Below are 20,327 nucleotides of genomic sequence, written 5' to 3' on the forward strand. Positions count from 1 at the left end.
GGCGCGAGTAGTCCGCTGATACGGAAAGCTTACGGAAAGAAATTCTTAGGGATGTTTTGAAAAAGACTTCTAAACAAGACGGGGGAATGTAAAAGGATTGTAAAATTTAAGTAAAATATAGCGCGTAAGGATTCAGTATTTATGGTCGCCAAATTCATTTCGTCTGTTAAATTTTTCATAGTTATTCTGCCAGCCTTACTGACGTTGTTTCTTGTGTTACGGGCTATCTATGATGCGAATGTATCCGATTACCGGTATGCACTGGCGCTGTTGGTGATTTTTGCCGCGAGCCTGCTGGTGCGCCCTCCTTATGAACCGGATGAAGCCCGCCGTCGCAAACGCTGGGGGCGGCTGTTGGTGATCCTGCTTCCAGTGCTTGTTCTGGTCCCCGCGACCTTTGTGGTTCTTGTCTTTGGAAAGATGGATATGGCGGCTTTCGTGTTCCATCTGGTCTTCGGGATGGATGGGACCCCCACGGCAAACTTTGTGCCTTACGGGTTCACTGTGCTGGTTTACTGGTCCGTATTCCTGGCCAGCCTGTTTCGGGCGCAATATTGGCTGGAACGGGTGCCTTTCAGCACCGTTGCGATCGCGCTGATGCTGCTGGCGGTCAACCCCGTTGTTTGGGATCTGGCGAGCCAATCGCTCGCAGATACTTACAAGCAACGCCCGTCCTTTGTTGAGGATTTTAAACACCCTGAACTTAAGAAAGGCGCGAACAAGCCCAATCTTGTAATCATCTATCTGGAGGGACTGGAACGCAGTTACAACACCCTACCGCCTGCGATGGCCGAAGCCTATGCGCCTCTGGACGCGCTTGCGCTGGAAGGGATTAATCTAACCGGCGTGGACCAGTTGCACGGCACAGCATGGAGCCTTGCTGGAACCGTGGCAAGCCGCTGCGGTGTGCCAGTCTTACCCAACGGTCTGATTTCGGCGCGCGATTACGGCGACGTCAAACTGATCGCCCCGAACCTGACCTGCCTCGACGATATCCTGCACGCCAAAGGCTATGACGTCAGCTATATTTCGACCACCCGCATTCTGGGAAACAAGATGGGGTTTTACGGCTTTGACAATTACTTCACGACCCATGGCACCGAGCAGATTTATGATTTGGGAAATATAGAATACGAAATGACCGCGGATGTGGCCAAAAGCTTTGCCAATGACTGGGGGTTGCGGGATGCCCATGCCTTCGCGAAGGCCGAGAAGCTGATCGCCGCCGCTTTGGATAAAGACGCCCCTTTTGCCGTCACCGTAGCAACCATGGATACCCACGGGCCGGTCGCGCTGATGTCGCAGAGCTGTACCGGTGGGTCAAACAAGTTCAAGTCGTCCAACATGATTGACGCTGTGCATTGCACCGCGCGCCTGACCAGTGCGTTCGTCGAAAAAGTGCGCGATATGACCAAAGGCACCGACACACGGATTGCGATCATGAGCGACCATCTTGCCCATCATAACAACCTCTACCACTTGCTGGAAAAAGCGCCGCGGCGCAATACTGCGATCCTCCTTGACGGGCCTTTTGCGCCACAAGTGATAGACAGTCATGCGGCAATGTTTGACATATTCCCGACCCTGTTGCATTGGCTGGGATGGCTGGAAGGAAAGCAGGCTGGTATCGGGGTGTCGTTGCTCTCCGATGAAGCGACATTGGTGCAGACCCACGGCGTAGACGAGGTGAACGCACGTTTGAAGGTAGATCTGGACCTCTCCCGTGTGATCTGGAACATGGATGGGCATTCGGAATGACACAGAAGAAACGGGCGGATTTTAAACTTGGCGGGGTCATGGTCGCGGCGGGGAGCCGTCAGACGATCGATCTTCCGGTCAGTGTGCTGGCAGATCATACGCCGGTGTCTCTGTCTGCCCATGTGATCCATGGCGCGAAAGACGGTCCGACCGTATTCGCCAGTGCTGGCGTCCACGGGGACGAGGTAATCGGCGTCGAAATCCTGCGCCGTTTGTTGCAGTTTGACGGCTTGAACCGGCTGCGGGGCACACTGATCGTCGTTCCGATTGTGAATACCTACGGATTTTTGATGCGCTCGCGTTATTTGCCGGACCGGCGGGATCTGAACCGCTCTTTTCCGGGGACGAGCAAGGGGTCTCTCGCCTCGCGGTTGGCGAATATCTTTCTGGAAGACATCGTGGAACGCTGTGATCTCGGGATCGATCTGCATTCTGCTGCGATCCACCGCACCAATCTGCCGCAAATCCGTGTGTCCAAGGGATCGGAACGTTTGATGGAGTTGGCACAGGTGTTCGGGCCGCCGGTGATCCTGACCTCTGGCCTGCGTGAAGGCAGCTTGCGGCAGGCCGCACAGGAAAAAGGCGTTGAGGTGCTGCTGTACGAAGCGGGCGAGGGGCTGCGGTTTGATGAAATGGCGGTGCGCGCCGGTGTGGCTGGTATCCTGCGGGTGCTGCGCCATCTTGATATGGTGGCCGCGAAAGGCATCGCCAAGCCTAAGGAACAGCCGGTGTTTTGTGCGGGCAGCAGTTGGGTGCGCGCGCCGGCGGGCGGGTTGATCCGCATTTTCAAAGGCGATGGGGATGTGGTGGAAAAGGGGGAAACGCTGGCCGTGGTGTCTGACCCGTTCGGAGAGTCAGAGGCCGAACTGCTTGCACCCATAAGCGGTGTCATCATCGGGCGTGCCGTATTGCCGGTAGTGAACGAAGGCGATGCGATTTTCCACATCGCCAGCGTCGGTTCTACGCAAGAAACCGAAGATACGGTCGAAGGATTGGCCCAGCAGCTGGAACTGGATCCGCTGTTTGACGAGGATGAAATTATCTAGAGTGCAATCTTCTAGAAAGTGGCGAGGGGGCTGTCTGCCCCCATGCCTGACGGCATTCCCCCGAGGATAGTTTTTCCAACAAGAGCCTTTGGGGGGCGGTCTTATTTGAAAATTTTACTGACTTTGATCTGGTCCCAAGCCCAAACCACCTGTTGCAGACGATCTTCGTCGGCGCGGTTGCCGCCGTTCAGATCGGGGTGCAATTCCTTGATCAACTTTTTGTATTGCTTGCGTAATTCGGCCTTGGTCCAATTGTCCCGCGCTTCAAGAATGTCCACGGCTTTACGCTCGGCAGGGGGGAGGCGGCGGGTTCCGGCGGCCGGATCAGCCTTGCCCGGATTGCGGGTGGCGTTCTGGCCGAGCACTTCGTGGGGGTCTTCGATGCCAAGCCGCGCCCAAGCCTTTTGCTCTACAGAGGGGCGGGCGCTTTCCCCTTTTTTGCCAAAGGGTTTTGTGTCCCGTTCCCAAACGCGGTCTGCGGCGAATTGTTTGTCCATTTCTTCTTCGGAGTGGTTCTCAAAGAAGTTCCACTTGGAGTTAAATTCGCGGATGTGCGTCAGGCAGAACCAGTAGAATTCTTCCAGATTGTCGGGATGCTTGGGCGCGCGGTATTTGCCCGGTTCGCTACATCCGGCGTGTTCGCACTGGCGGGAGGAAGTCTCAAACGCGCCGGACATGCCCCGCCGTCCCTTAGCGCGGCGTTTTTTGTCTGCAGAGACGGAAATATCGAAGTTAAACGGCGTACGTTCGGCCATGTGTGTCTTCCTTTAGCAATGCGTTCCTGTCCGGCCCGAAAGTGACGGGCGACCGCTGGTCCGGATCCGGGTGCTGGCATATTCATCGCTTTGCGCGTAAAGAGCTCTCGACTCGGACAGGGGACTTTAGCCTATTGTGGCAGAGCGCCAAGAGGCATTTTAGGTTTGTGGGGAAAAAGATGGTGATGAAGCAGCGGATGGAGCAGAAATTGCAGGCGGAATTCGCGCCGCAACTTCTTGAGATTATTGACGAAAGTGAACAGCATCGCGGACACGGTGGGTACCGCGAAGGGGGCGAGACACATTTTCGTATAGTCATGCGCTCAGACAAGCTCTCAGGGATGAGCCGCGTAGCCCGTCAGCGCGCGGTCATGGCTTGCGTCAAGTTAGAACTGGAAGAACGGGTCCATGCGCTGGCACTGGACGTGAGCGCACCGACACCGGTGTCAGAATAAGACGAGCGGTGGAGATCGCCTAACGGTCGATCTCTTTGTCTTTATCGGTAGGTTCGGCGAAAGGGCTTTCATCCTTTTTGCCCCGCATCGGCGGATCTTTGGGGTGGCGGTCCTCTTTGCCCTCGCCCCAGCCTTTCGACAGACGGGGTTCATCTTCCGGATCTTTTGGTTTGGAAGGGGCGGGATCATTTGCGCTGTCCTGTGTGACAGGGGCGCGGGAAGGTGCCGCCACAGACGCGGGAGGGGCAGCCACTTCGGGATCGGTGTCATCTGCTGGCGTCGCGGGCGCAACCGCACCGACAGGCGCGGCTTCAGCAGCAAGCGCACGGCGGAACACCAGAATGGTCTGATAAGTCTCTACGCGGGATTTCAGCAGACCGGGCTTTTCTTCAACCGGCATGCTGTCAGAGCGCAGGTATTCCCAGCCCTCTTTCGCCAAATCATTGATAGTATCTGTCAGAACTGCCGCAAAACGGCCGGCCGTTGTTTTAACGCCCTTCACCTTTTTGGGGCGGTTGGGGGCAGGAACGGCTTTGTATTCGTAGCGTTGCATTGGCTGGCATCCTTCGTCGTAGCGACTTGGGTTTTGCCTGATTGACGCGCACAGGGCAAGTGCCTTCCTGCACGCCAACGGCGGGTTGGCTGATGCGTGCCTACTTGCGTTTGATGCCGATGGACCGGTTCAGCCGTTCGGGCGTGCCAAGGGTGCTGTGGGCCTTCAGGATTTCAGCCATGCGGGTCTGGATGTTCGCAGGCATCGGCGCCACACGGGGGCCGGACATATCCACATGCAGGGTCAGCGCCTCGGCTGTGGCTGCCAGCCAACCATCCGCGTGGTAAAGCTCCTGATAGGTGTGAAAGCGCTTTTCGTCGTAATCCACCAGTTGGGTGGTCACATAGACGTTGTCCCCTTCATGCAGCTCTCGCACGTAACAGATGTGGAACTCCGCCACATAGGTCGTATGTTTGTGATCGCGCGCATAATTCGGCCCAAAGCCGATTTGTTCATAGGCCTCATCCACCGAGGTATCAAACAGCACGCTGTAATAGGCCATATTCAGATGACCGTTAAAGTCGATCCATTCAGGCAGAACGGTTTTCGGGGAAGCGCGGAAAGGGGTTTGCATAGGATGTCTCTTGGTCATTGGAACTGCCAGCAGACTAGCGGGGGCGGGGTCCAGCAAGCAAGGGGGGTGACCAAGTGGCGTAGCGTGGTTTTAGATGTCTGCGCGTGCAGGGAGCCGCCAAATGACCGTCAGGGAGTGTCTCCTGTTTGAGGAGCGCCTGACAAATGGCCGATCAAGATGATCCATTTCCAAATGAACCATCCTGATCTGCTTAGGCAGGGTTAACCTGCCAGCTTCGCCGCGATGATTTCGTTCACCGCTTTCGGGTTGGCCTTGCCGCCCGTGGCTTTCATCACCTGACCGACAAACCAGCCTGCGAGCTTGGGGTTCTCTTTGGCTTTGGCCACCTGCGCGGGGTTGGCGGCCATGATCTCGTCCACTGCGGTTTCGATTGCTCCGGTGTCTGTGACCTGTTTCATGCCGCGGTCTTCCACGATCTGTGCAGGGTCGCCGCCTTCGGTGTAGACGATTTCAAACAGGTCTTTGGCAATCTTGCCTGAAATGTCGCCTTTGGTGATCAGCTTGATGATGCCGCCCAATTGGTCAGGCGTAACAGGGCAGGTGGAGATGTCCTTGTCGTCCTTTTTCAGACGGCCGAACAATTCGTTGATCACCCAGTTCGCGGCCAGTTTGCCATCGTTTCCATCGGCCACTTTTTCAAAGAAATCGGCGTTTTCCACGCTCGCGGTCAGGACGGAAGCGTCATATTCGGACAGGCCAAAGTCCGCCATAAACCGTGCGCGTTTGGCGTCTGGTAGTTCTGGCAGGCCGGCTTTGATGTCGTCTACCCAGTCCTGTTCAATCTCAAGGGGCAGCAGATCGGGGCAGGGGAAGTAGCGGTAATCGTGGGCCTCTTCCTTGGAGCGCATGGAACGGGTTTCGTTCTTATCCGCATCATACAAGCGGGTTTCCTGATCGATTGAACCACCGTCTTCCAGAATGGCAATCTGGCGTTTGGCTTCATAATCAATCGCAAGCTGCATGAACCGCATGGAGTTCATGTTCTTGATCTCACAACGGGTGCCCAGCACGCTGAAGTCCATTGTTTCTGCAAATTTTTCGTAATCACCGGGGCGACAGACCGACACGTTAACATCCGCCCGCATGTTGCCGTTTTGCATGTTGCCGTCACAGGTGCCCAGATAACGTAGGATCTGGCGCAGTTTGGTGACATAGGCGGCGGCTTCTTCGGGGCCGCGAATATCAGGGCGGGACACGATTTCCATCAGGGCAACGCCCGTGCGGTTCAGGTCAACGAACGACATGTTCGGGTCCATATCGTGTACGGATTTACCAGCGTCCTGTTCAAGGTGGATGCGTTCAATCCGGACCAGACGGCCCACGCCCGGTTCCATATCCACCAGCACCTCGCCTTCGCCCACAATCGGGTGGTACAACTGGCTGATCTGATAGCCTTGCGGCAGGTCGGGGTAGAAATAGTTTTTGCGGTCAAATGCGGAAAACAGGTTAATTTCCGCATTGATGCCAAGGCCGGTGCGCACGGCCTGTTCCACGCAGTATTCGTTGATCACGGGCAACATGCCGGGCATGGCCGCATCCACGAAAGACACGTTAGAGTTCGGCTCTGCGCCGAACTCGGTCGAGGCGCCGGAGAACAGCTTGGAGTTTGACGCCACCTGCGCGTGGATTTCCATGCCGATCACAAGTTCCCAATCGCCGGTGGCACCGGAAATGACTTTGGGTTTCGGGGCGGTATAGGTCAGATCGAGCATGTGCAGGGCCTTTGCGCAGCGTTGTGGAATACGGCCTGCGTTCTAGGCCCATAGAAGCCGTAGTGCAAGCCGCTTGGCGTGTCAGAGCGGGGGAAACCGTCAGTTCAGGATTTTACCGACGATTTCTGCTGTATCTTTGGACAGATCGGGCAAATCCGCGATCCGCTGCAACTGCGCCTGCATCAACTGCTCGCGCGATGCATCATAGCGGCGCCATGTTTCAAACCCGCCGCACATCCGCGCGGTGGTTTGCGGGTTCACAGGGTCCAGTTTAATCAACCAGTCCGCGAAGAATTCATAGCCCGCACCGTCCTTACGGTGGAAGCCCGCCAAGTTCATCATGGCAAACCCTGCAATCAGGCTGCGATAGCGGTTTGGGTTCTTCCAGTCGAAATCCTTATGCTGCGTCAGGGCGCGGGCCACATCGACCGCCTTATCCGCAGGGGCGCTGGCCACCTGTACGGTGAACCATTTGTCGATCACCAGACGATCCGCCTGCCATTGATCGTAAAACGCCTGCACTTCTGCATCGCCTTGATCGTGGCGGATCAAGGTGGATAGGGCGGACAGTTGTTCCGTCATGTTATCAGCGGCTGCGAACTGGGCTTTGGCAGTGGCGCAATCGGCCTCTACGTGGCTGATCAGCGCCAGAACCGCACCGCGCAAGCTGCGTTTGCCTGCGGCCTCGGCGTCCGGTGTATAGGGGCCGGGGGTGGCAAGATCGCTGTAAAGCCCTTGCAGGTCGCCCGAGAGTTCAGTTGCCACCGCTTTGGCCAGCGTTTGACGGGCCGCATAAATCGCATCGGGGTCAGGCGATGTGCCTTGCTCGAATATCGCCTGCGCCAGCGCATCTTCGGAAGGCAGCGACAGAACCAGTGCGCGAAATGCGGGGTCGAGTGCTTCGTTCACCGCAACCGCACGCATCGCTTTGGGGAAGGCAGGATCTACATCAGCGTCGTTCAGGATCATGCCCTGCAACAACGACAATGCATAATCGCGGCCCGCTTCCCACTGATTGAACGGGTCGCTGTCATGGGTCAGCAGAAACGCCCGTTCCGCATTGGTGATCTGGCGTTCTAGTACCACAGGGGCAGAGAAGCCGCGCAGCAGGGACAGGGTGGGCTTGTCCACCAGTCCGTTGATCTCAAACGACTTCAATCCTGCGTCCAGCACCAGCAATTGTTCCGGCGCGGCCTCTGACCCGTCAGGGGAAAGGAACCCTGTGCGGATCGGCACGACTTGGGGCTTTTTGCCTGTCTGACCCGGTGTATCAGGGTTGGTTTGCGTGAAGGTCAGGGTCAGCGTATCGCCGGAAAAATCCTCGGTCACGGTGATGCGCGGCGTGCCTGCTTGGGAATACCACAGGGCGAATTGGGACAGGTCGGTGTTGCAGGCATCTTCAAACACTTTGATCCAGTCTTCGATCGTGCAGGCCTGCCCGTCGTGGCGTTCAAAATATAGATCCAGCGCTTTGCGGTAATTGTCTGCACCCACCAAACTGTGCAGCATCCCGATGACCTCGGCGCCTTTTTCATAGACGGTCGCCGTGTAGAAGTTGTTGATCTCGATATATTCTTCGGGGCGCACCGGATGGGCGAGCGGGCCTGCGTCTTCGCGGAACTGACGCGCGCGCAGTTGCAACACATTCTCGATCCGGTTCACCGCATGAGAGCGTGCATCGCCGCTGAACTGCTGGTCGCGGTAAACGGTCAAACCCTCTTTCAGGCACAGTTGGAACCAGTCGCGGCAGGTGATGCGATTGCCGGTCCAGTTGTGGAAGTATTCGTGCGCGATAATGCCTTCGATCAGTTCGTAATCGCGATCAGTTGCGGTTTTTGGGCTGGCCAGCACGTATTTGGAGTTGAAGATGTTCAGCCCCTTATTCTCCATCGCGCCCATGTTGAAGTCATCCACGGCAACGATCATGAACAGGTTCAGGTCATACTCACGCCCGTATTCGGTTTCGTCCCAACGCATGGAGCGTTTCAAGCTGTCCATCGCATAGGCGCATTTGCTCTCATCCCCGGGGCGCACATAGATTTGCAGTTCAACCTCGCGTCCGTTCATCGTGGTGAAATGATCGTCGTAGGACACCAGATCACCGGCCACCAGCGCGAACAGATAGGCGGGTTTGGGCCACGGATCATGCCATTTGCCATCCCCCAGATTGTTCCCGTTGGACAGAAGCACCGGCACATCGCCTTCGATTTCTACCGTAAACACTGCCATTACATCGGGACGGTCGAGATAATAGGTGATCTTGCGAAAACCCTCGGCTTCGCACTGGGTGCAATACATGCCATTCGACATGTAAAGCCCGTTCAGCGAAGTGTTGGCCTGCGGGTTGGTTTCCACTTCACACTCCCAAAGGAACCCGTCTTGGGGCACCAGATCGGCGGGAATGCTCAGCCCTTCGGCGTCAATCAGGATTTCATCGGCCTTCAGCGCCGTGCTATTGATGCTGGCGCTGATCAGCTTCAGATCCTGACCGTGCAAGCGTAGATCGTGCGGCCCATCAGTGCGATCCGTATTGCCCTTGAACGCAATTCTGGAGCGAACCCGCGTTTGTGTTGGGTGCAGTTTGAAATGCAGATCAACGGTTTCGATCCAGAATTCCGGTTGTTGATAGTCGGACAGACGGATGGTCGGCGGGGTTGTGGATGGGCGCATGGATAATCTCCTGAGTTGGGTGCAAACTGCATGGGAACAGCAGGCAGGTTCAAGAGCGTTTTTCGCAGCGCAGCGGCAGCACGCGGAAAAACGCGGTTTTGTTCCTGACTTGCGCCGGATTGGTGCCAAGTCAATTTGACTCGTGTTGCACTCTGGCTTAGGTAATCCGGTGAAACATTCAGAGGTATACCATGGTACGCAAAGACAAACACGGGTTGCAGGTAGATGCACAGCTGGCAGAGTTTATCGAAATGCTTGCGCTGCCGGAAACCGGCGTCTCTGCGGACCGATTCTGGAGCGGAATGTCCGCGCTGGTGCATAACCTTGGCCCCAAAAACCGCGAGCTGCTGGAAAAGCGTAAAGAGATCAAAGCGCAGATCGATGGTTGGCACATTGAACGGCGCGGGCAGGATCATGATCCTGCTGAATATAAGGCTTTTCTGCAAGAGATCGGCTATCTGGTGCCAGAGGGGCCGGATTTCCAGATTGAGACCACCAATGTAGACCCTGAAATTGCCGAACTGCCCGGACCGCAACTGGTGGTGCCGATCATGAACGCACGCTATGCGCTGAACGCAGCAAATGCCCGTTGGGGCAGCCTTTATGATGCGCTTTATGGCACGGATGCGATGGGCAGCACAGCACCCAAAGGCGGCTATTCCGCTGATCGCGGCGCAGAAGTCATCGCTTGGGCAAAGTCCTATCTGGACGAGACCTTCCCGCTGGCCAGCGGTTCCCACGCAGATGTGGCGCAATACAGCGTTGTGGACGGAGCCTTGCAAGCGGATGGCGTGGCGCTGGCCACACCGGAACAGTTTGCCGGATACCGTGGCGACGCTGCAAACCCGAGCGCGGTTTTGCTGAAAGCCAACGGATTGCACGCGGAACTGACCATCGACCGTGATCACCAGATCGGCAGTGCCGACAAGGCGGGTGTGGCGGATATTCTGTTGGAATCTGCTATGTCTTCTATCATGGACTGCGAAGATTCCGTGGCGGCGGTCGATGCCGAAGACAAGGTGTTGGCCTATACCAACTGGTTGGGTTTGATGAAGGGTGATTTGTCAGAGAGCGTGACCAAAGGCGACAAGACGTTTACCCGCGCGCTGAACCCTGATCGGGATTATACCGCACCGGACGGCAGCACGTTGACCCTCAAGGGCCGCGCCTTGATGTTGGTGCGCAACGTGGGCCACCTGATGACCAACCCTGCCATTCTGGACCGTGACGGTCTGGAAGTGGGCGAGGGGATCATGGACGCCATGTGTACCACCCTTTGCGCGATCCATGATTTGCAGCGCGACAGCGGCAATTCTGTCAAAGGCTCGGTCTATGTGGTGAAGCCCAAAATGCATGGCCCCGAAGAAGTGGCCTTTGCGGATGAAATCTTTACCCGCGTCGAACAGGCGCTGGGCCTGCCGCAATACACCGTGAAGCTGGGCATTATGGACGAAGAACGCCGCACGACGGTGAACCTTGGCGAATGTATCCGCGCCGCAAAAAATCGTGTTGCCTTTATCAACACAGGTTTTCTGGACCGGACCGGCGATGAAATCCACACCTCGATGGAGGCCGGCCCCTTCCTGCGCAAGGATGACATCAAGGGAGAGCCTTGGATCGCCGCCTATGAAGATCACAACGTCGATGTGGGGCTGGCCTGCGGATTGCAGGGCAAAGCGCAGATCGGCAAGGGCATGTGGGCCATGCCCGATATGATGGCCGATATGCTGGCCGCCAAAATCGCCCACCCGCAGGCTGGCGCAAACTGTGCTTGGGTGCCAAGCCCGACCGCCGCCACATTGCACGCAATGCACTATCACAAGGTAGACGTGCTGGCCCGCCAGAAGGAAATTGCTGCGGGCGGGGCGCGGGCCTCGGTCGATACGATCCTGCAAATACCAGTTGCACGCGGGCAGAACTGGTCCGACGCGGAAATCACCCGCGAAGTGGAAAACAACGCGCAGGGTATTCTGGGCTATGTGGTGCGCTGGATTGATCAGGGTGTGGGCTGTTCCAAAGTGCCTGACATCAACAACGTTGGCCTGATGGAGGACCGCGCCACCTGCCGGATTTCCAGCCAGCACATCGCGAACTGGCTGTATCACGGCGTGGTCTCGCGGGATCAGGTGATGGAGATCATGCACCGCATGGCCTTGGTCGTGGATGAACAGAACGCTGGTGATCCGACCTATGATCTAATGGGGCCGGACTTCAACGGCTTGGCTTTTCAGGCTGCTTGTGATTTGGTTTTCCGTGGAACCGTGCAACCCTCGGGCTATACCGAGCCAATCCTGCACGCACGGCGTCTGGAGTTGAAAGGAACCCGTTAAATGGCTGGTTTGAATTTGGCAAAATGCCGTAAAATTGTCCGCGCGGCTTTCGCAAAGGGTAAGGAAATGGGGATGGAACCCCTGTCGGTTGTGGTTCTGGATCAGGGAGGCAATGTGCTGGCGTTTGAACGGCAGGACGGTGCCTCTGCGGGGCGCTTTCAAATTGCTGACGGCAAAGCCAATGCCGCGCTGATGCTGGGCAAGCCGAGTTCCCATGCGATGGAGCGGGCAGAACGCCAACCGTATGCGACTGATGCGCTGAACGGGGTGTACGGGGGGCGGTTTGTGCCCCTGACCGGCGGCGTGCTGGTCAAGGACAAGAAGGGCGTCATCATGGGCGCGGTTGGTGTCACTGGCGATACATCTGAAAATGACGCGCTTTGTGCGGTTGCGGGGATTGAAGCAGCGACGTTTTTCGCTGAAGCCTGATCTGTTTCTTCCGAGGCAGCTTTGAGTATTTGTTGAACATTGAAGCCGGTTCCGCAGTGTTCTTTGTGCGGGGCTTGCAATCCCTTGGTGCTTCGGACTACTTCTTGAGCATGCAAAAACAAAAGAGAGTGACATGGTGCGCCCAGTAGTCGGAATAAGTGGTAACGCCCATATGATCAACGACGAGTATGCGGTGCAGGCCTGTGGTTTGCACAACCTGTATGCCGTCTCCGAAGTCTGCGAAGCCACAGCACTTGTGGTGCCTGCGCTACCGGATCTGAACCAGATCGACGAACTGTGTGCGGTGTTTGACGGGTTCGTCTTTACCGGCGCGCGGCCGAACATCCATCCCGAAGAATACGGCGAGACCGCGACGCCTGCCCACGGGGATTTTGATCGGGATCGTGACCGTCTGACCCTGCCGCTGATCCGCGCTTGCGTGGAACGGGGCGTGCCGGTGCTGGGTATCTGTCGCGGCTTTCAGGAATTCAACGTGGCCTTTGGCGGTACGCTCTACCCCGAGATCCGTGATTTGCCCGGACGGATGAACCACCGGATGCCGCCCGATGGAACGATCGAAGAGAAATTCGCCCATCGCCACGACATTACCCTGACCAAGGGCGGGATGTTCGAGGGAATCTTTGGCAGCGATGTGGTGTTGACCAATTCCCTGCACGGGCAGGGGATCAAGGAAGCAGGCGAGCGGGTTGTCGTGGAAGGGCATGCGCCTGATGGCACGCCAGAAGCGATCCGCATCGAGGGCGCGCCGGGGTTTGCCCTTGCAGTGCAGTGGCATCCGGAATGGAATGCCGCGAATGACCCTGTTTCGCGCCCCTTGTTTGAGGCTTTCGGGCAAGCGATGCGGGAGAGCGCGGCACAGCGGCGGGCGGCCTGAAGGGCCGAACAGGGTGTATCAGGGCGGACGTGATTGCCACCTGGTGCTTAATCGCTGTATGTTTTAAGGGCTTCCCCAAACACATGCGGACCGCCCCTGTGCGAACAGAGGCGGTATTCTATCAATCGTCGGCTTTGACAGTCTGTTTCTGCGTGCCAAGCCCTGCGATGTTTAGCTCCATCACATCGCCATCCTTCAGGAAGGTCGGGGGTTTCATCCCAAGGCCCACGCCCGGCGGTGTGCCAGTCGCGATTACATCGCCCGGATGCAATGTGAAGAGATGGGAGAGATGTTCGATAATCTCGGCTACGGTGAAAATCATCGTGCCGGTATTGCCAGTCTGCATCCGCTTGCCGTTCACATCCAGCGTCATGTCGAGCGCTTGGGGATCGGGGATTTCATCCCGTGTCACCATCCACGGGCCTGTCGGTCCGAAGGTGTCGCAGGATTTTCCTTTGGTCCAATTTCCGGAAAGATGCTTTTGGTAGTGGCGCTCTGACACGTCATTGACGACGCAATATCCTGCTACATGGTCCAGCGCGTCTTCTTTTTTCACGTATTTCGCGGTCTTGCCTATGACCACGCCCAGTTCGACTTCCCAATCGGTCTTGGTCGATCCGCGCGGCATCACCACGGTGTCGTTGGGGCCGACAATGGCGGAATTCGCTTTCATAAACAGGATCGGGTGGTCCGGAATGCTCGCGCCGGTTTCTGCGGCGTGATCGGAGTAGTTCAACCCGATGCACATGAACTTGCCGATATTGCCAACACAAGGCCCGATCCGCGGTGATCCTTCAACTGCGGGCAGACTGGCAGGGTCGAGCGCTGCCAGTTTCGCCAGCGTTTCGTCAGATAACTGCGAGCCGTCCAGATCGCTGATATGATCCGACAGGTCCCGCAGCGTTCCGCTGTCGTCGATCATTGCGGGTTTCTCGGCACCCGGGGCACCGTATCGGAGAAGTTTCATGGGGTCTTCCTTATCTTTGCTGCATAAACAAGTCCAACGCGCGCGCGAATTGAGCCTGCCCATTTAAGGGCGCAGTTTCACCCTTTGCGCGCTAAACTGCAAGGGTTTGGTCCGCGAAGTTTCGTGCCTAAAGATTGACAGCAGAGTTTGAACAAACAGGGCCAAATCGCTTGTTCCTGACGGGCAAGTTTGTATGACTTATGGTTGTAGAAGGTTTTGGAGTCCGTCACATGCTGAACCCCTTTCGTTCCGGCAGGAAAGCCCGTTTTATCAATCTGTTCAAAGGGGCACGCCGATGATCCGTTTCTTGCATTCTTCCGACCTGCATCTGGGCAAACCCTTTGGCCGCTTCCCCGAAGAGGTGCGCGGCCGCCTGCGCGAGGCGCGCAATGATGTGATTGCCCGTCTGGCCCGCACCGCACGGGACGGCGGCGCGGAGGTGGTCCTGCTGGCAGGGGATACGTTTGATGCGGAAACCCCGACACCATCGCTGGTGCGCCAGACGCTCAACGCCATCGCACAGGATTCCGGTTTGCGCTGGGTGATGATGCCGGGCAACCACGATTCCCTAGCGGCGAGCGAACTTTGGCGGGTCATTTCAAACGACAAGCCGGACAACCTGACGGTGGTTCTGGATAGCCAGCCTTTGACCATTGGCGCGGGGGCTGTCGTGCTGCCTGCACCCTGTACCGCACGCAATCCGGGGCGCGACCTGAGCGAGGCAATGGACCAGCCCACACCTGAAGGGGCCATCCGCATCGGGCTTGGCCACGGCGGGATCACGGATTTCAGCGGTGGTGGCGAAAAGACCATCTCCGAGGACGGTTCGGCGGCGATCATTCCGCCCGATCGGGCCGAACGCTCCGGTCTGGCCTATCTTGCGCTGGGTGACTGGCACGGGCAGATCGAAGTGGGTAAACGCACATGGTTTTCCGGCACGCCGGAGCGGGACAGCTTCAAACACCAGATGCAAGCGAGCGCCAATCTTGTGAGCGTGCAGGGCAGTGGGGCATTGCCAGACGTTAAGACGGTGCCGACCGGCGTGATCCAGTGGCTTGACCTCGGGTTGGAGTTGATGCCGGACGGGGATTGCGTGGACCAGTTGCATCAGGGGTTGCCGGAACTGTCGCGCCGCCGCGATGTGCTGGCCCGTTTGCGGGCGGAAGGGCGGATCGGTCTGGCGGAAAAAACGGCGCTGGTGCAGGCTGTGGCACAGGTCGCGCCGGATTTTCTATGGTTTGATGACGATCTGAGCAGGCTGCGTCTGACCCATGACACCTCTGATCTGGACAGTGTGGACACGGCGGGGGCGCTGCGGATGGCGGCGCAAAATCTGGCGGAACGCTCCGACGATGCCAACTTGTCCGCGGATGACCGCGAAGTTGCGGAAAACGCCCTGTCGATGTTGTTCACTTTCGCATCGGAGGCCCCATGAAACTGCGGTCTCTCAGCCTGACGAACGTGCGCAAATTTGGCGGTAAAACTGCTACGATCCGCGACATCGGGGATGGTGTGACGGTGATCTCCGAAGCGAACGAGTTTGGTAAATCCACCTTCTTTGATGCGCTGCATGCGCTGTTTTTTGCGAAATACAGTGGCATGGGCAAGGATCTGAAGTCTCTGCAACCCCATTCCGGCGGCGCGGTTAAGATCAGCGCCGAGATCGAAATCCCGAGCGGGCGCTTTGTGATTGAAAAGTCGTTTCTGGCGCAAAAGCGGGCGAGTGTCAGCAAGGCAGGCGGTGCGCTGGTGGCGCAGGACGACGAGGCCGAAAGCTGGATTGCGGCGCTGATGGACAACGGGCTGAACGGTCCGGCGGGTTTGCTTTGGGTGCGGCAGGGCACAACGGGGCTGGAACCTGTGGCGGACAAGACTGAAAAGGAACGCCTGCTTGGGGCGCGGCGTGATTTGCTGTCCTCGGTCGCGGGAGAGATCGACAAAGTGACGGGTGGGCGGCGCATGGACCGTGTGCTGGCCCGTTGTCAGGACGAATTGTCAAAGCTTGCCACGGCGAGCGGTAAGGCGCGGGCGAACGGTCCGTGGAAGCAGCTTCAAGATGAAATCACCCATCTGGAGGCGCGGGAGGCCGAGCTTTCGACCCTGCGGCAGGAACTTTCAGACAACCTTGCGGGGCGCAAAACCTGCGAGTCAGAACTGGCGAGGACGAGCGAACCTGACGCGCGAAACCAGCGGAAAGAGGCACTTGCGTCGGCGCAGGAACGGTACAAAGAGGCACAATCACATGCCACGAAATGCGAGCAGGTTCAGAAAGATCTCGACCTGAAGCATCTGCAATCCGATGCCGCGCAGGCCACGCTGAACGCGTTGTTGCAGGCGGGGGATCAACTGCAAAAGGCACAGCAGGAAGACGCGGATCTTCAAGGTGCGCTGGATACGGCGAAGCAGGACCTCGAAGCGGCGCAGAAGCAAGGGCAGCAAGCAGAGGCGCGGTTAAAACAGGCGCAAGGAGCGGTTAAGTCCTTGCGCGAACAGGAAAAAGCCGCACAGCAGGCGGTGCAGTCCCGTCAGGCGCGCGAACAGGTAAAGCAGTTGGTAGAGCGGCTGGAAAAGGGCGAAACCCATCAACAGGCTTTGGAAGACGCCAAGGCACGGCTCGATGATATCGTCATCACGCCCGCATTGATGCAAACCGTTACCAAAGCGCAAAACCGTCTGCAACAGGCCACCGCGATGGCAGAGGCGCAGTCGGTCACGATCACGCTTCGCTACAGCGGTGCGGCGCGGGTTTGTGTGGAAGGACAAGACGTTCGTGCGGATGAAGCGCTGCCCGTGCCGTCCCGCCGCAATTTCGATCTGCCGGGCATCGGTTCAATGGTCGTTGATCCGGGTCGGCGGGAGGACAGTGATCAGGCCGCAGAGGAACTGAAACAGGCGCAAGCGGGATTTGAGGCGGCATTACAAAAGGCGCAAGTGGCCTCGGTCGAGGAAGCCCACACCGCCCTTGCCGCGCGGCAAGAGGCTGCGCAGCGCAAGGATCTGGCGGAGGGGGTGATCGGCTCTCTGGTGCCCGAAGGGATGGAGGCTTTGCGCGGATCGCTCGCCAAGGCGCGGCTTGCGGCGGATGCGGTACCTGCAGGCAAAGACGAGGGCGCCTATGATCTGGACGGGTTGGCCATAGCGCTGGAAAACGCCGAAGCTGAGGAAAGCGAGGCGCGTGCCGGTTATGAACGCTGCCGCGATGTGTTTACCCGCGCACGGGAAGCCGAAGGTTTGATGCGCGAAAAGCGGGGCCGCGCTGGTGCTGCGCTGGTACAGGCCAAAGCGGCTTATGGTGATGCAGACAGTTTTGAGGATCGCAAATCCGCCGCCGCACGGCAGGCCAGCATCGCCCAAACCGCTGCGCAGGATGCGAAGGAAGCGCTTTCGATCCTGCAACAGAACGCGCCCAATCTGGACACGGCGGCTGCGGATTTGAAACGTGCCTCCACAGTGGTGGAGAATGCAGAAAAGCGGATCGGTCAGTTGAGGAGCCAACTTGTCGAGTATAACGCGCATATTAAGGCCCGTGCCGAGGACGGGGTCGAAGAAAAGTTGGAAGAGGTAAAGGGCAAACTTGAAACCGCCCGCACGCGCGAAGCCCGTTACAGCCGCGAGGTGGCATCGCTGAACCTGTTGGTGGCAGAGCTGGAGGGCCGCCGCACACAGGCGCGGGATGTCTATTTCGGGCCGGTCCAGCAGGAGCTTCAACCGCTGCTCTCGATCTTGCATGACGATGCGGCACTGGAATTTGACAGCAGCCGCCTGTTGCCAAACGGGCTGGAGCGGGGCGGCCAGCATGAAGAACTGGACGCGCTGAGTGGTGGTACGCAGGAGCAGATCGCCATCCTGACACGGCTGGCCTTTGCCCGTCTATTCGCCCGCCAAGGCCATCCGATGCCGATTATTCTGGACGATGCGCTGGTCTATTCGGACGACGACCGGATTGTGAAAATGTTCACCGCACTGCACCGTGTCGCCACTGATTTGCAGGTGATCGTCTTTTCCTGCCGCCAGATGGCTTTTGCCCAACTGGGCGGGGAACAGCCCGAACTGGTGATAGAGCAGATGGCCTGACCCGATGACAGGGCAGGCCGCCTTCGCCTAAAGGTCTTTTACCAGCCGCAGCGCATCGTAGATCGCCGCGTGGGTGTTGCGGGCCGACACCGCATCGCCGATACGGAACAATTGGAAGCTGCCGTTTTCATTGCGTTCAAGGCTCTGCGGATCGCCATTGATCAGCGCGTCATGATCCACCGCCCCGCCATTGCTGCTGTGGGGTTTAAGGTCATGGTAAAGATCGTCTAAGGGCAGGGTGCCATAGTTCACCACCACCTGATCGTAGTCCTTTTCCTTTGTGTAATCGCTGTAATCCGTGCCAATTGTGGCCCGCAATTTGTTGCCGTCCTGCGTCACTCCCGTCAGACGGCGGGTCACAGTGAAGGTGACATCCTTATCCTGCAAGGAGCGCATGTAGGGCACTAGATTCATCGCCATCACATCCGGCGAAAAGGTCCGGTCCGGTGTCATAATCTCGACTGTTGAACCGGCCAGCGCTGCGGTTTCAGCCGCTTGTAGGGCAGGGTGGTCGCCGCTTTCGTCATAGATCAGAATGTTCTGCGCCGGTTTCACGTCCCCCGCAATAATATCCCAAGCCGAGACCACATGCGCGGCATCTTTGCCGGTTTCAAACAGTTCCAGATTGGGTATGCCGCCCGTCGCCACGATGACCACATCAGGGTTCAGCGCAGTAACATCTGCGGGTTCGGCCCATGTGTTGAAATGGAAGGTAACGTCCCGCGCGGCACATTGGGACATGCGCCAGTCGATGATGGAGATCATTTCGCGGCGGCGCGGATTCTGTGCGGTCAGGCGGATCTGGCCCCCCGGATCGGGCTGCGCTTCAAACACGGTTACGTTATGCCCGCGCTCGGCAGCGACCCGCGCAGCCTCCAGCCCCGCCGGACCGGCGCCGATGATCACGACCTTGCGCGTGGTTTCAGCAGGGGGAATGTCATGGGGCATGGTTAGTTCACGCCCCGTCGCCGCGTTATGGATACACAGCGCATCGCCCGCCTGATATATCCGGTCCAGACAATAGGTTGCCCCAACGCAAGGGCGGATGTCATCCTCGCGCCCTTCGATGATCTTGCGCACCACGTGGGGGTCCGCCATATGGGCGCGGGTCATGCCGACCATATCCAGCAGGCCTGCGTCTATGGCATGGCGTGCGGTGGCCACGTCGGGGATTTTGGCGGCGTGAAAGGTGGGCATGCCGGTGCGTTTCTTCACCTCTCCGGCGAAGTCCAGATGGGGGGCGTTGGCCATGCCCTGCACCGGAATAACATCTGTCATCGCCGGATCGGTGTGGATGCGCCCGCGAATGACGTTCAAAAAGTCTAGCTGCCCTGTTTCGGCCAGTTTTTCCGAGATCGCCAAACCTTCTTCGGCGCTGATACCTCCCTTTTGCGCCTCGTCCGCGGTGTAACGAAAGCCGATGATGAACTCCGCGCCGACCCGTTTGCGCACCGCTGCCAGCACATCCATCGGAAACCGCATCCGGTTTTCCAGCGTATCCGCACCATAAGGCCCGACCAGATCATTAGTCAGGGGGGACCAGAACTGATCCAGCAGATGGCCGTAAACCTGAAGCTCGATCCCGTCCATGCCACCCGCTTTCATCCGCTCCGCTGCGTCGGCGAAATCAGTGATGATCCGCTCTATGTCCCAATCCTCGATCAGCTTGGGAAAGGCGCGGTGGGCCGGTTCACGGTGTTTGGACGATGAAACCGAGGGCAGCCAGTCCCCCTTGTTCCAAGCGGTGCGCCGACCCAGATGGGTTAGCTGGATCATCACCGCACAGCCGTGTTCATGGCAGCCATCTGAAAGCTGCTGAATCCACGGCACAACGTCGTCACGGTAAGCCAGAATATTGTTGAACACCGGCGGGCTGTCCCGCGACACAGCCGCAGACCCCGCCGTCATCGCCAGCGCCACCCCCGCTTTGGCCCGCTCTGCGTGATAGGCGGCGTACCGTTCCTTTGGCATCCCGTCTTCAGGATAGGCGGGTTCATGGCTGGTGGTCATGATCCGGTTGCGCAGGGTCAGATGTTTAAGTTGATAGGGCTGAAGCAGGGGATCTTTGGTCATGGCTTAGGCTCTGGT

Annotated in this window: 15 protein-coding genes; 8 read left to right on the top strand and 7 right to left on the bottom strand. The window is 58.0% G+C overall.

Features of this window, described 5'->3' with window-relative positions:
• Nucleotides 1-141: 141 nt before the first annotated feature.
• The gene (locus tag IEX10_RS02530) at nt 142-1,758 is read left to right on the top strand and encodes a sulfatase-like hydrolase/transferase (protein WP_188670589.1); all 1,617 of its coding nucleotides are present in this window, start codon (nt 142-144) and stop codon (nt 1,756-1,758) included.
• Nucleotides 1,755-2,804: a succinylglutamate desuccinylase/aspartoacylase family protein gene (locus IEX10_RS02535; protein WP_188670591.1), complete on the top strand. Its 1,050-nt coding sequence runs from the start codon at nt 1,755-1,757 to the stop codon at nt 2,802-2,804. The genes IEX10_RS02530 and IEX10_RS02535 overlap by 4 nt, the downstream gene beginning before the upstream one ends.
• A gap of 101 nt (nt 2,805-2,905) precedes the next feature.
• Here IEX10_RS02535 and IEX10_RS02540 read toward each other — a convergent pair whose 3' ends face one another.
• Complete coding sequence (locus tag IEX10_RS02540) at nt 2,906-3,559, bottom strand: J domain-containing protein (RefSeq protein ID WP_188670593.1); 654 nt, start codon at nt 3,557-3,559, stop codon at nt 2,906-2,908.
• A 179-nt stretch (nt 3,560-3,738) separates the two neighbouring features.
• Between IEX10_RS02540 and IEX10_RS02545 the strand changes: the two genes are divergently transcribed.
• Complete coding sequence (locus tag IEX10_RS02545; protein ID WP_188670596.1) at nt 3,739-4,014, top strand: BolA family protein; 276 nt, start codon at nt 3,739-3,741, stop codon at nt 4,012-4,014.
• Between the two features lie 19 nt (nt 4,015-4,033).
• Here IEX10_RS02545 and IEX10_RS02550 read toward each other — a convergent pair whose 3' ends face one another.
• The 4 genes from IEX10_RS02550 to pepN all read right to left on the bottom strand — a co-directional run bounded on the left by IEX10_RS02550 (nt 4,034) and on the right by pepN (nt 9,544).
• Entirely contained in the window at nt 4,034-4,567 is a 534-nt protein-coding gene (locus tag IEX10_RS02550) for a DUF4177 domain-containing protein (RefSeq protein WP_188670598.1), read from the bottom strand.
• Nucleotides 4,568-4,667: 100 nt separating this feature from the next.
• Nucleotides 4,668-5,141, bottom strand: coding sequence for a thioesterase family protein (locus tag IEX10_RS02555; protein WP_188670600.1), 474 nt, complete (start codon nt 5,139-5,141; stop codon nt 4,668-4,670).
• Between the two features lie 221 nt (nt 5,142-5,362).
• Complete coding sequence (gene gatB, locus IEX10_RS02560; RefSeq protein WP_188670602.1) at nt 5,363-6,874, bottom strand: Asp-tRNA(Asn)/Glu-tRNA(Gln) amidotransferase subunit GatB; 1,512 nt, start codon at nt 6,872-6,874, stop codon at nt 5,363-5,365.
• A gap of 99 nt (nt 6,875-6,973) precedes the next feature.
• Complete coding sequence (pepN, locus tag IEX10_RS02565) at nt 6,974-9,544, bottom strand: aminopeptidase N (protein ID WP_188670603.1); 2,571 nt, start codon at nt 9,542-9,544, stop codon at nt 6,974-6,976.
• 191 nt (nt 9,545-9,735) lie between these two features.
• On the opposite strand from pepN, the gene IEX10_RS02570 reads away from it, so the two are divergent.
• From IEX10_RS02570 to IEX10_RS02580, 3 genes are all read left to right on the top strand, one after another.
• Nucleotides 9,736-11,874 carry a malate synthase G gene (locus tag IEX10_RS02570; protein ID WP_188670605.1) on the top strand — a complete coding sequence of 713 codons (2,139 nt, stop codon included), beginning with the start codon at nt 9,736-9,738 and terminating at the stop codon, nt 11,872-11,874.
• A complete protein-coding gene (locus IEX10_RS02575; protein WP_188670607.1) occupies nt 11,875-12,303 on the top strand; it encodes a GlcG/HbpS family heme-binding protein in 429 nt (142 codons plus the stop codon).
• Nucleotides 12,304-12,436: 133 nt separating this feature from the next.
• Nucleotides 12,437-13,198, top strand: a complete 762-nt coding sequence (locus IEX10_RS02580) for a gamma-glutamyl-gamma-aminobutyrate hydrolase family protein (RefSeq protein WP_188670609.1) — start codon at nt 12,437-12,439, stop codon at nt 13,196-13,198.
• A 121-nt stretch (nt 13,199-13,319) separates the two neighbouring features.
• On the opposite strand, the gene IEX10_RS02585 is transcribed toward IEX10_RS02580, so the two are convergent.
• Nucleotides 13,320-14,165: a fumarylacetoacetate hydrolase family protein gene (locus tag IEX10_RS02585; RefSeq protein ID WP_188670611.1), complete on the bottom strand. Its 846-nt coding sequence runs from the start codon at nt 14,163-14,165 to the stop codon at nt 13,320-13,322.
• Between the two features lie 295 nt (nt 14,166-14,460).
• On the opposite strand from IEX10_RS02585, the gene IEX10_RS02590 reads away from it, so the two are divergent.
• The gene (locus IEX10_RS02590; protein ID WP_188670613.1) at nt 14,461-15,600 is read left to right on the top strand and encodes a metallophosphoesterase family protein; all 1,140 of its coding nucleotides are present in this window, start codon (nt 14,461-14,463) and stop codon (nt 15,598-15,600) included.
• Nucleotides 15,597-18,239 carry an AAA family ATPase gene (locus IEX10_RS02595; RefSeq protein WP_188670615.1) on the top strand — a complete coding sequence of 881 codons (2,643 nt, stop codon included), beginning with the start codon at nt 15,597-15,599 and terminating at the stop codon, nt 18,237-18,239. The genes IEX10_RS02590 and IEX10_RS02595 overlap by 4 nt, the downstream gene beginning before the upstream one ends.
• A gap of 27 nt (nt 18,240-18,266) precedes the next feature.
• On the opposite strand, the gene IEX10_RS02600 is transcribed toward IEX10_RS02595, so the two are convergent.
• Complete coding sequence (locus IEX10_RS02600) at nt 18,267-20,312, bottom strand: NADH:flavin oxidoreductase (protein WP_188670617.1); 2,046 nt, start codon at nt 20,310-20,312, stop codon at nt 18,267-18,269.
• Nucleotides 20,313-20,327 lie beyond the last annotated feature (15 nt).

Source organism: Neptunicoccus cionae (assembly GCF_014643735.1).
GTDB lineage: Bacteria > Pseudomonadota > Alphaproteobacteria > Rhodobacterales > Rhodobacteraceae > Amylibacter > Amylibacter cionae.

Bases quoted from the DNA above. Each gene is read 5' to 3' on its own strand.
- IEX10_RS02530 (WP_188670589.1), top strand. From the start codon at position 142: ATGGTCGCCAAATTCATTTCGTCTGTTAAATTTTTCATAGTTATTCTG.
- IEX10_RS02535 (WP_188670591.1), top strand. From the start codon at position 1,755: ATGACACAGAAGAAACGGGCGGATTTTAAACTTGGCGGGGTCATGGTC.
- IEX10_RS02540 (WP_188670593.1), bottom strand. From the start codon at position 3,559: ATGGCCGAACGTACGCCGTTTAACTTCGATATTTCCGTCTCTGCAGAC.
- IEX10_RS02545 (WP_188670596.1), top strand. From the start codon at position 3,739: ATGGTGATGAAGCAGCGGATGGAGCAGAAATTGCAGGCGGAATTCGCG.
- IEX10_RS02550 (WP_188670598.1), bottom strand. From the start codon at position 4,567: ATGCAACGCTACGAATACAAAGCCGTTCCTGCCCCCAACCGCCCCAAA.
- IEX10_RS02555 (WP_188670600.1), bottom strand. From the start codon at position 5,141: ATGCAAACCCCTTTCCGCGCTTCCCCGAAAACCGTTCTGCCTGAATGG.
- gatB (WP_188670602.1), bottom strand. From the start codon at position 6,874: ATGCTCGATCTGACCTATACCGCCCCGAAACCCAAAGTCATTTCCGGT.
- pepN (WP_188670603.1), bottom strand. From the start codon at position 9,544: ATGCGCCCATCCACAACCCCGCCGACCATCCGTCTGTCCGACTATCAA.
- IEX10_RS02570 (WP_188670605.1), top strand. From the start codon at position 9,736: ATGGTACGCAAAGACAAACACGGGTTGCAGGTAGATGCACAGCTGGCA.
- IEX10_RS02575 (WP_188670607.1), top strand. From the start codon at position 11,875: ATGGCTGGTTTGAATTTGGCAAAATGCCGTAAAATTGTCCGCGCGGCT.
- IEX10_RS02580 (WP_188670609.1), top strand. From the start codon at position 12,437: ATGGTGCGCCCAGTAGTCGGAATAAGTGGTAACGCCCATATGATCAAC.
- IEX10_RS02585 (WP_188670611.1), bottom strand. From the start codon at position 14,165: ATGAAACTTCTCCGATACGGTGCCCCGGGTGCCGAGAAACCCGCAATG.
- IEX10_RS02590 (WP_188670613.1), top strand. From the start codon at position 14,461: ATGATCCGTTTCTTGCATTCTTCCGACCTGCATCTGGGCAAACCCTTT.
- IEX10_RS02595 (WP_188670615.1), top strand. From the start codon at position 15,597: ATGAAACTGCGGTCTCTCAGCCTGACGAACGTGCGCAAATTTGGCGGT.
- IEX10_RS02600 (WP_188670617.1), bottom strand. From the start codon at position 20,312: ATGACCAAAGATCCCCTGCTTCAGCCCTATCAACTTAAACATCTGACC.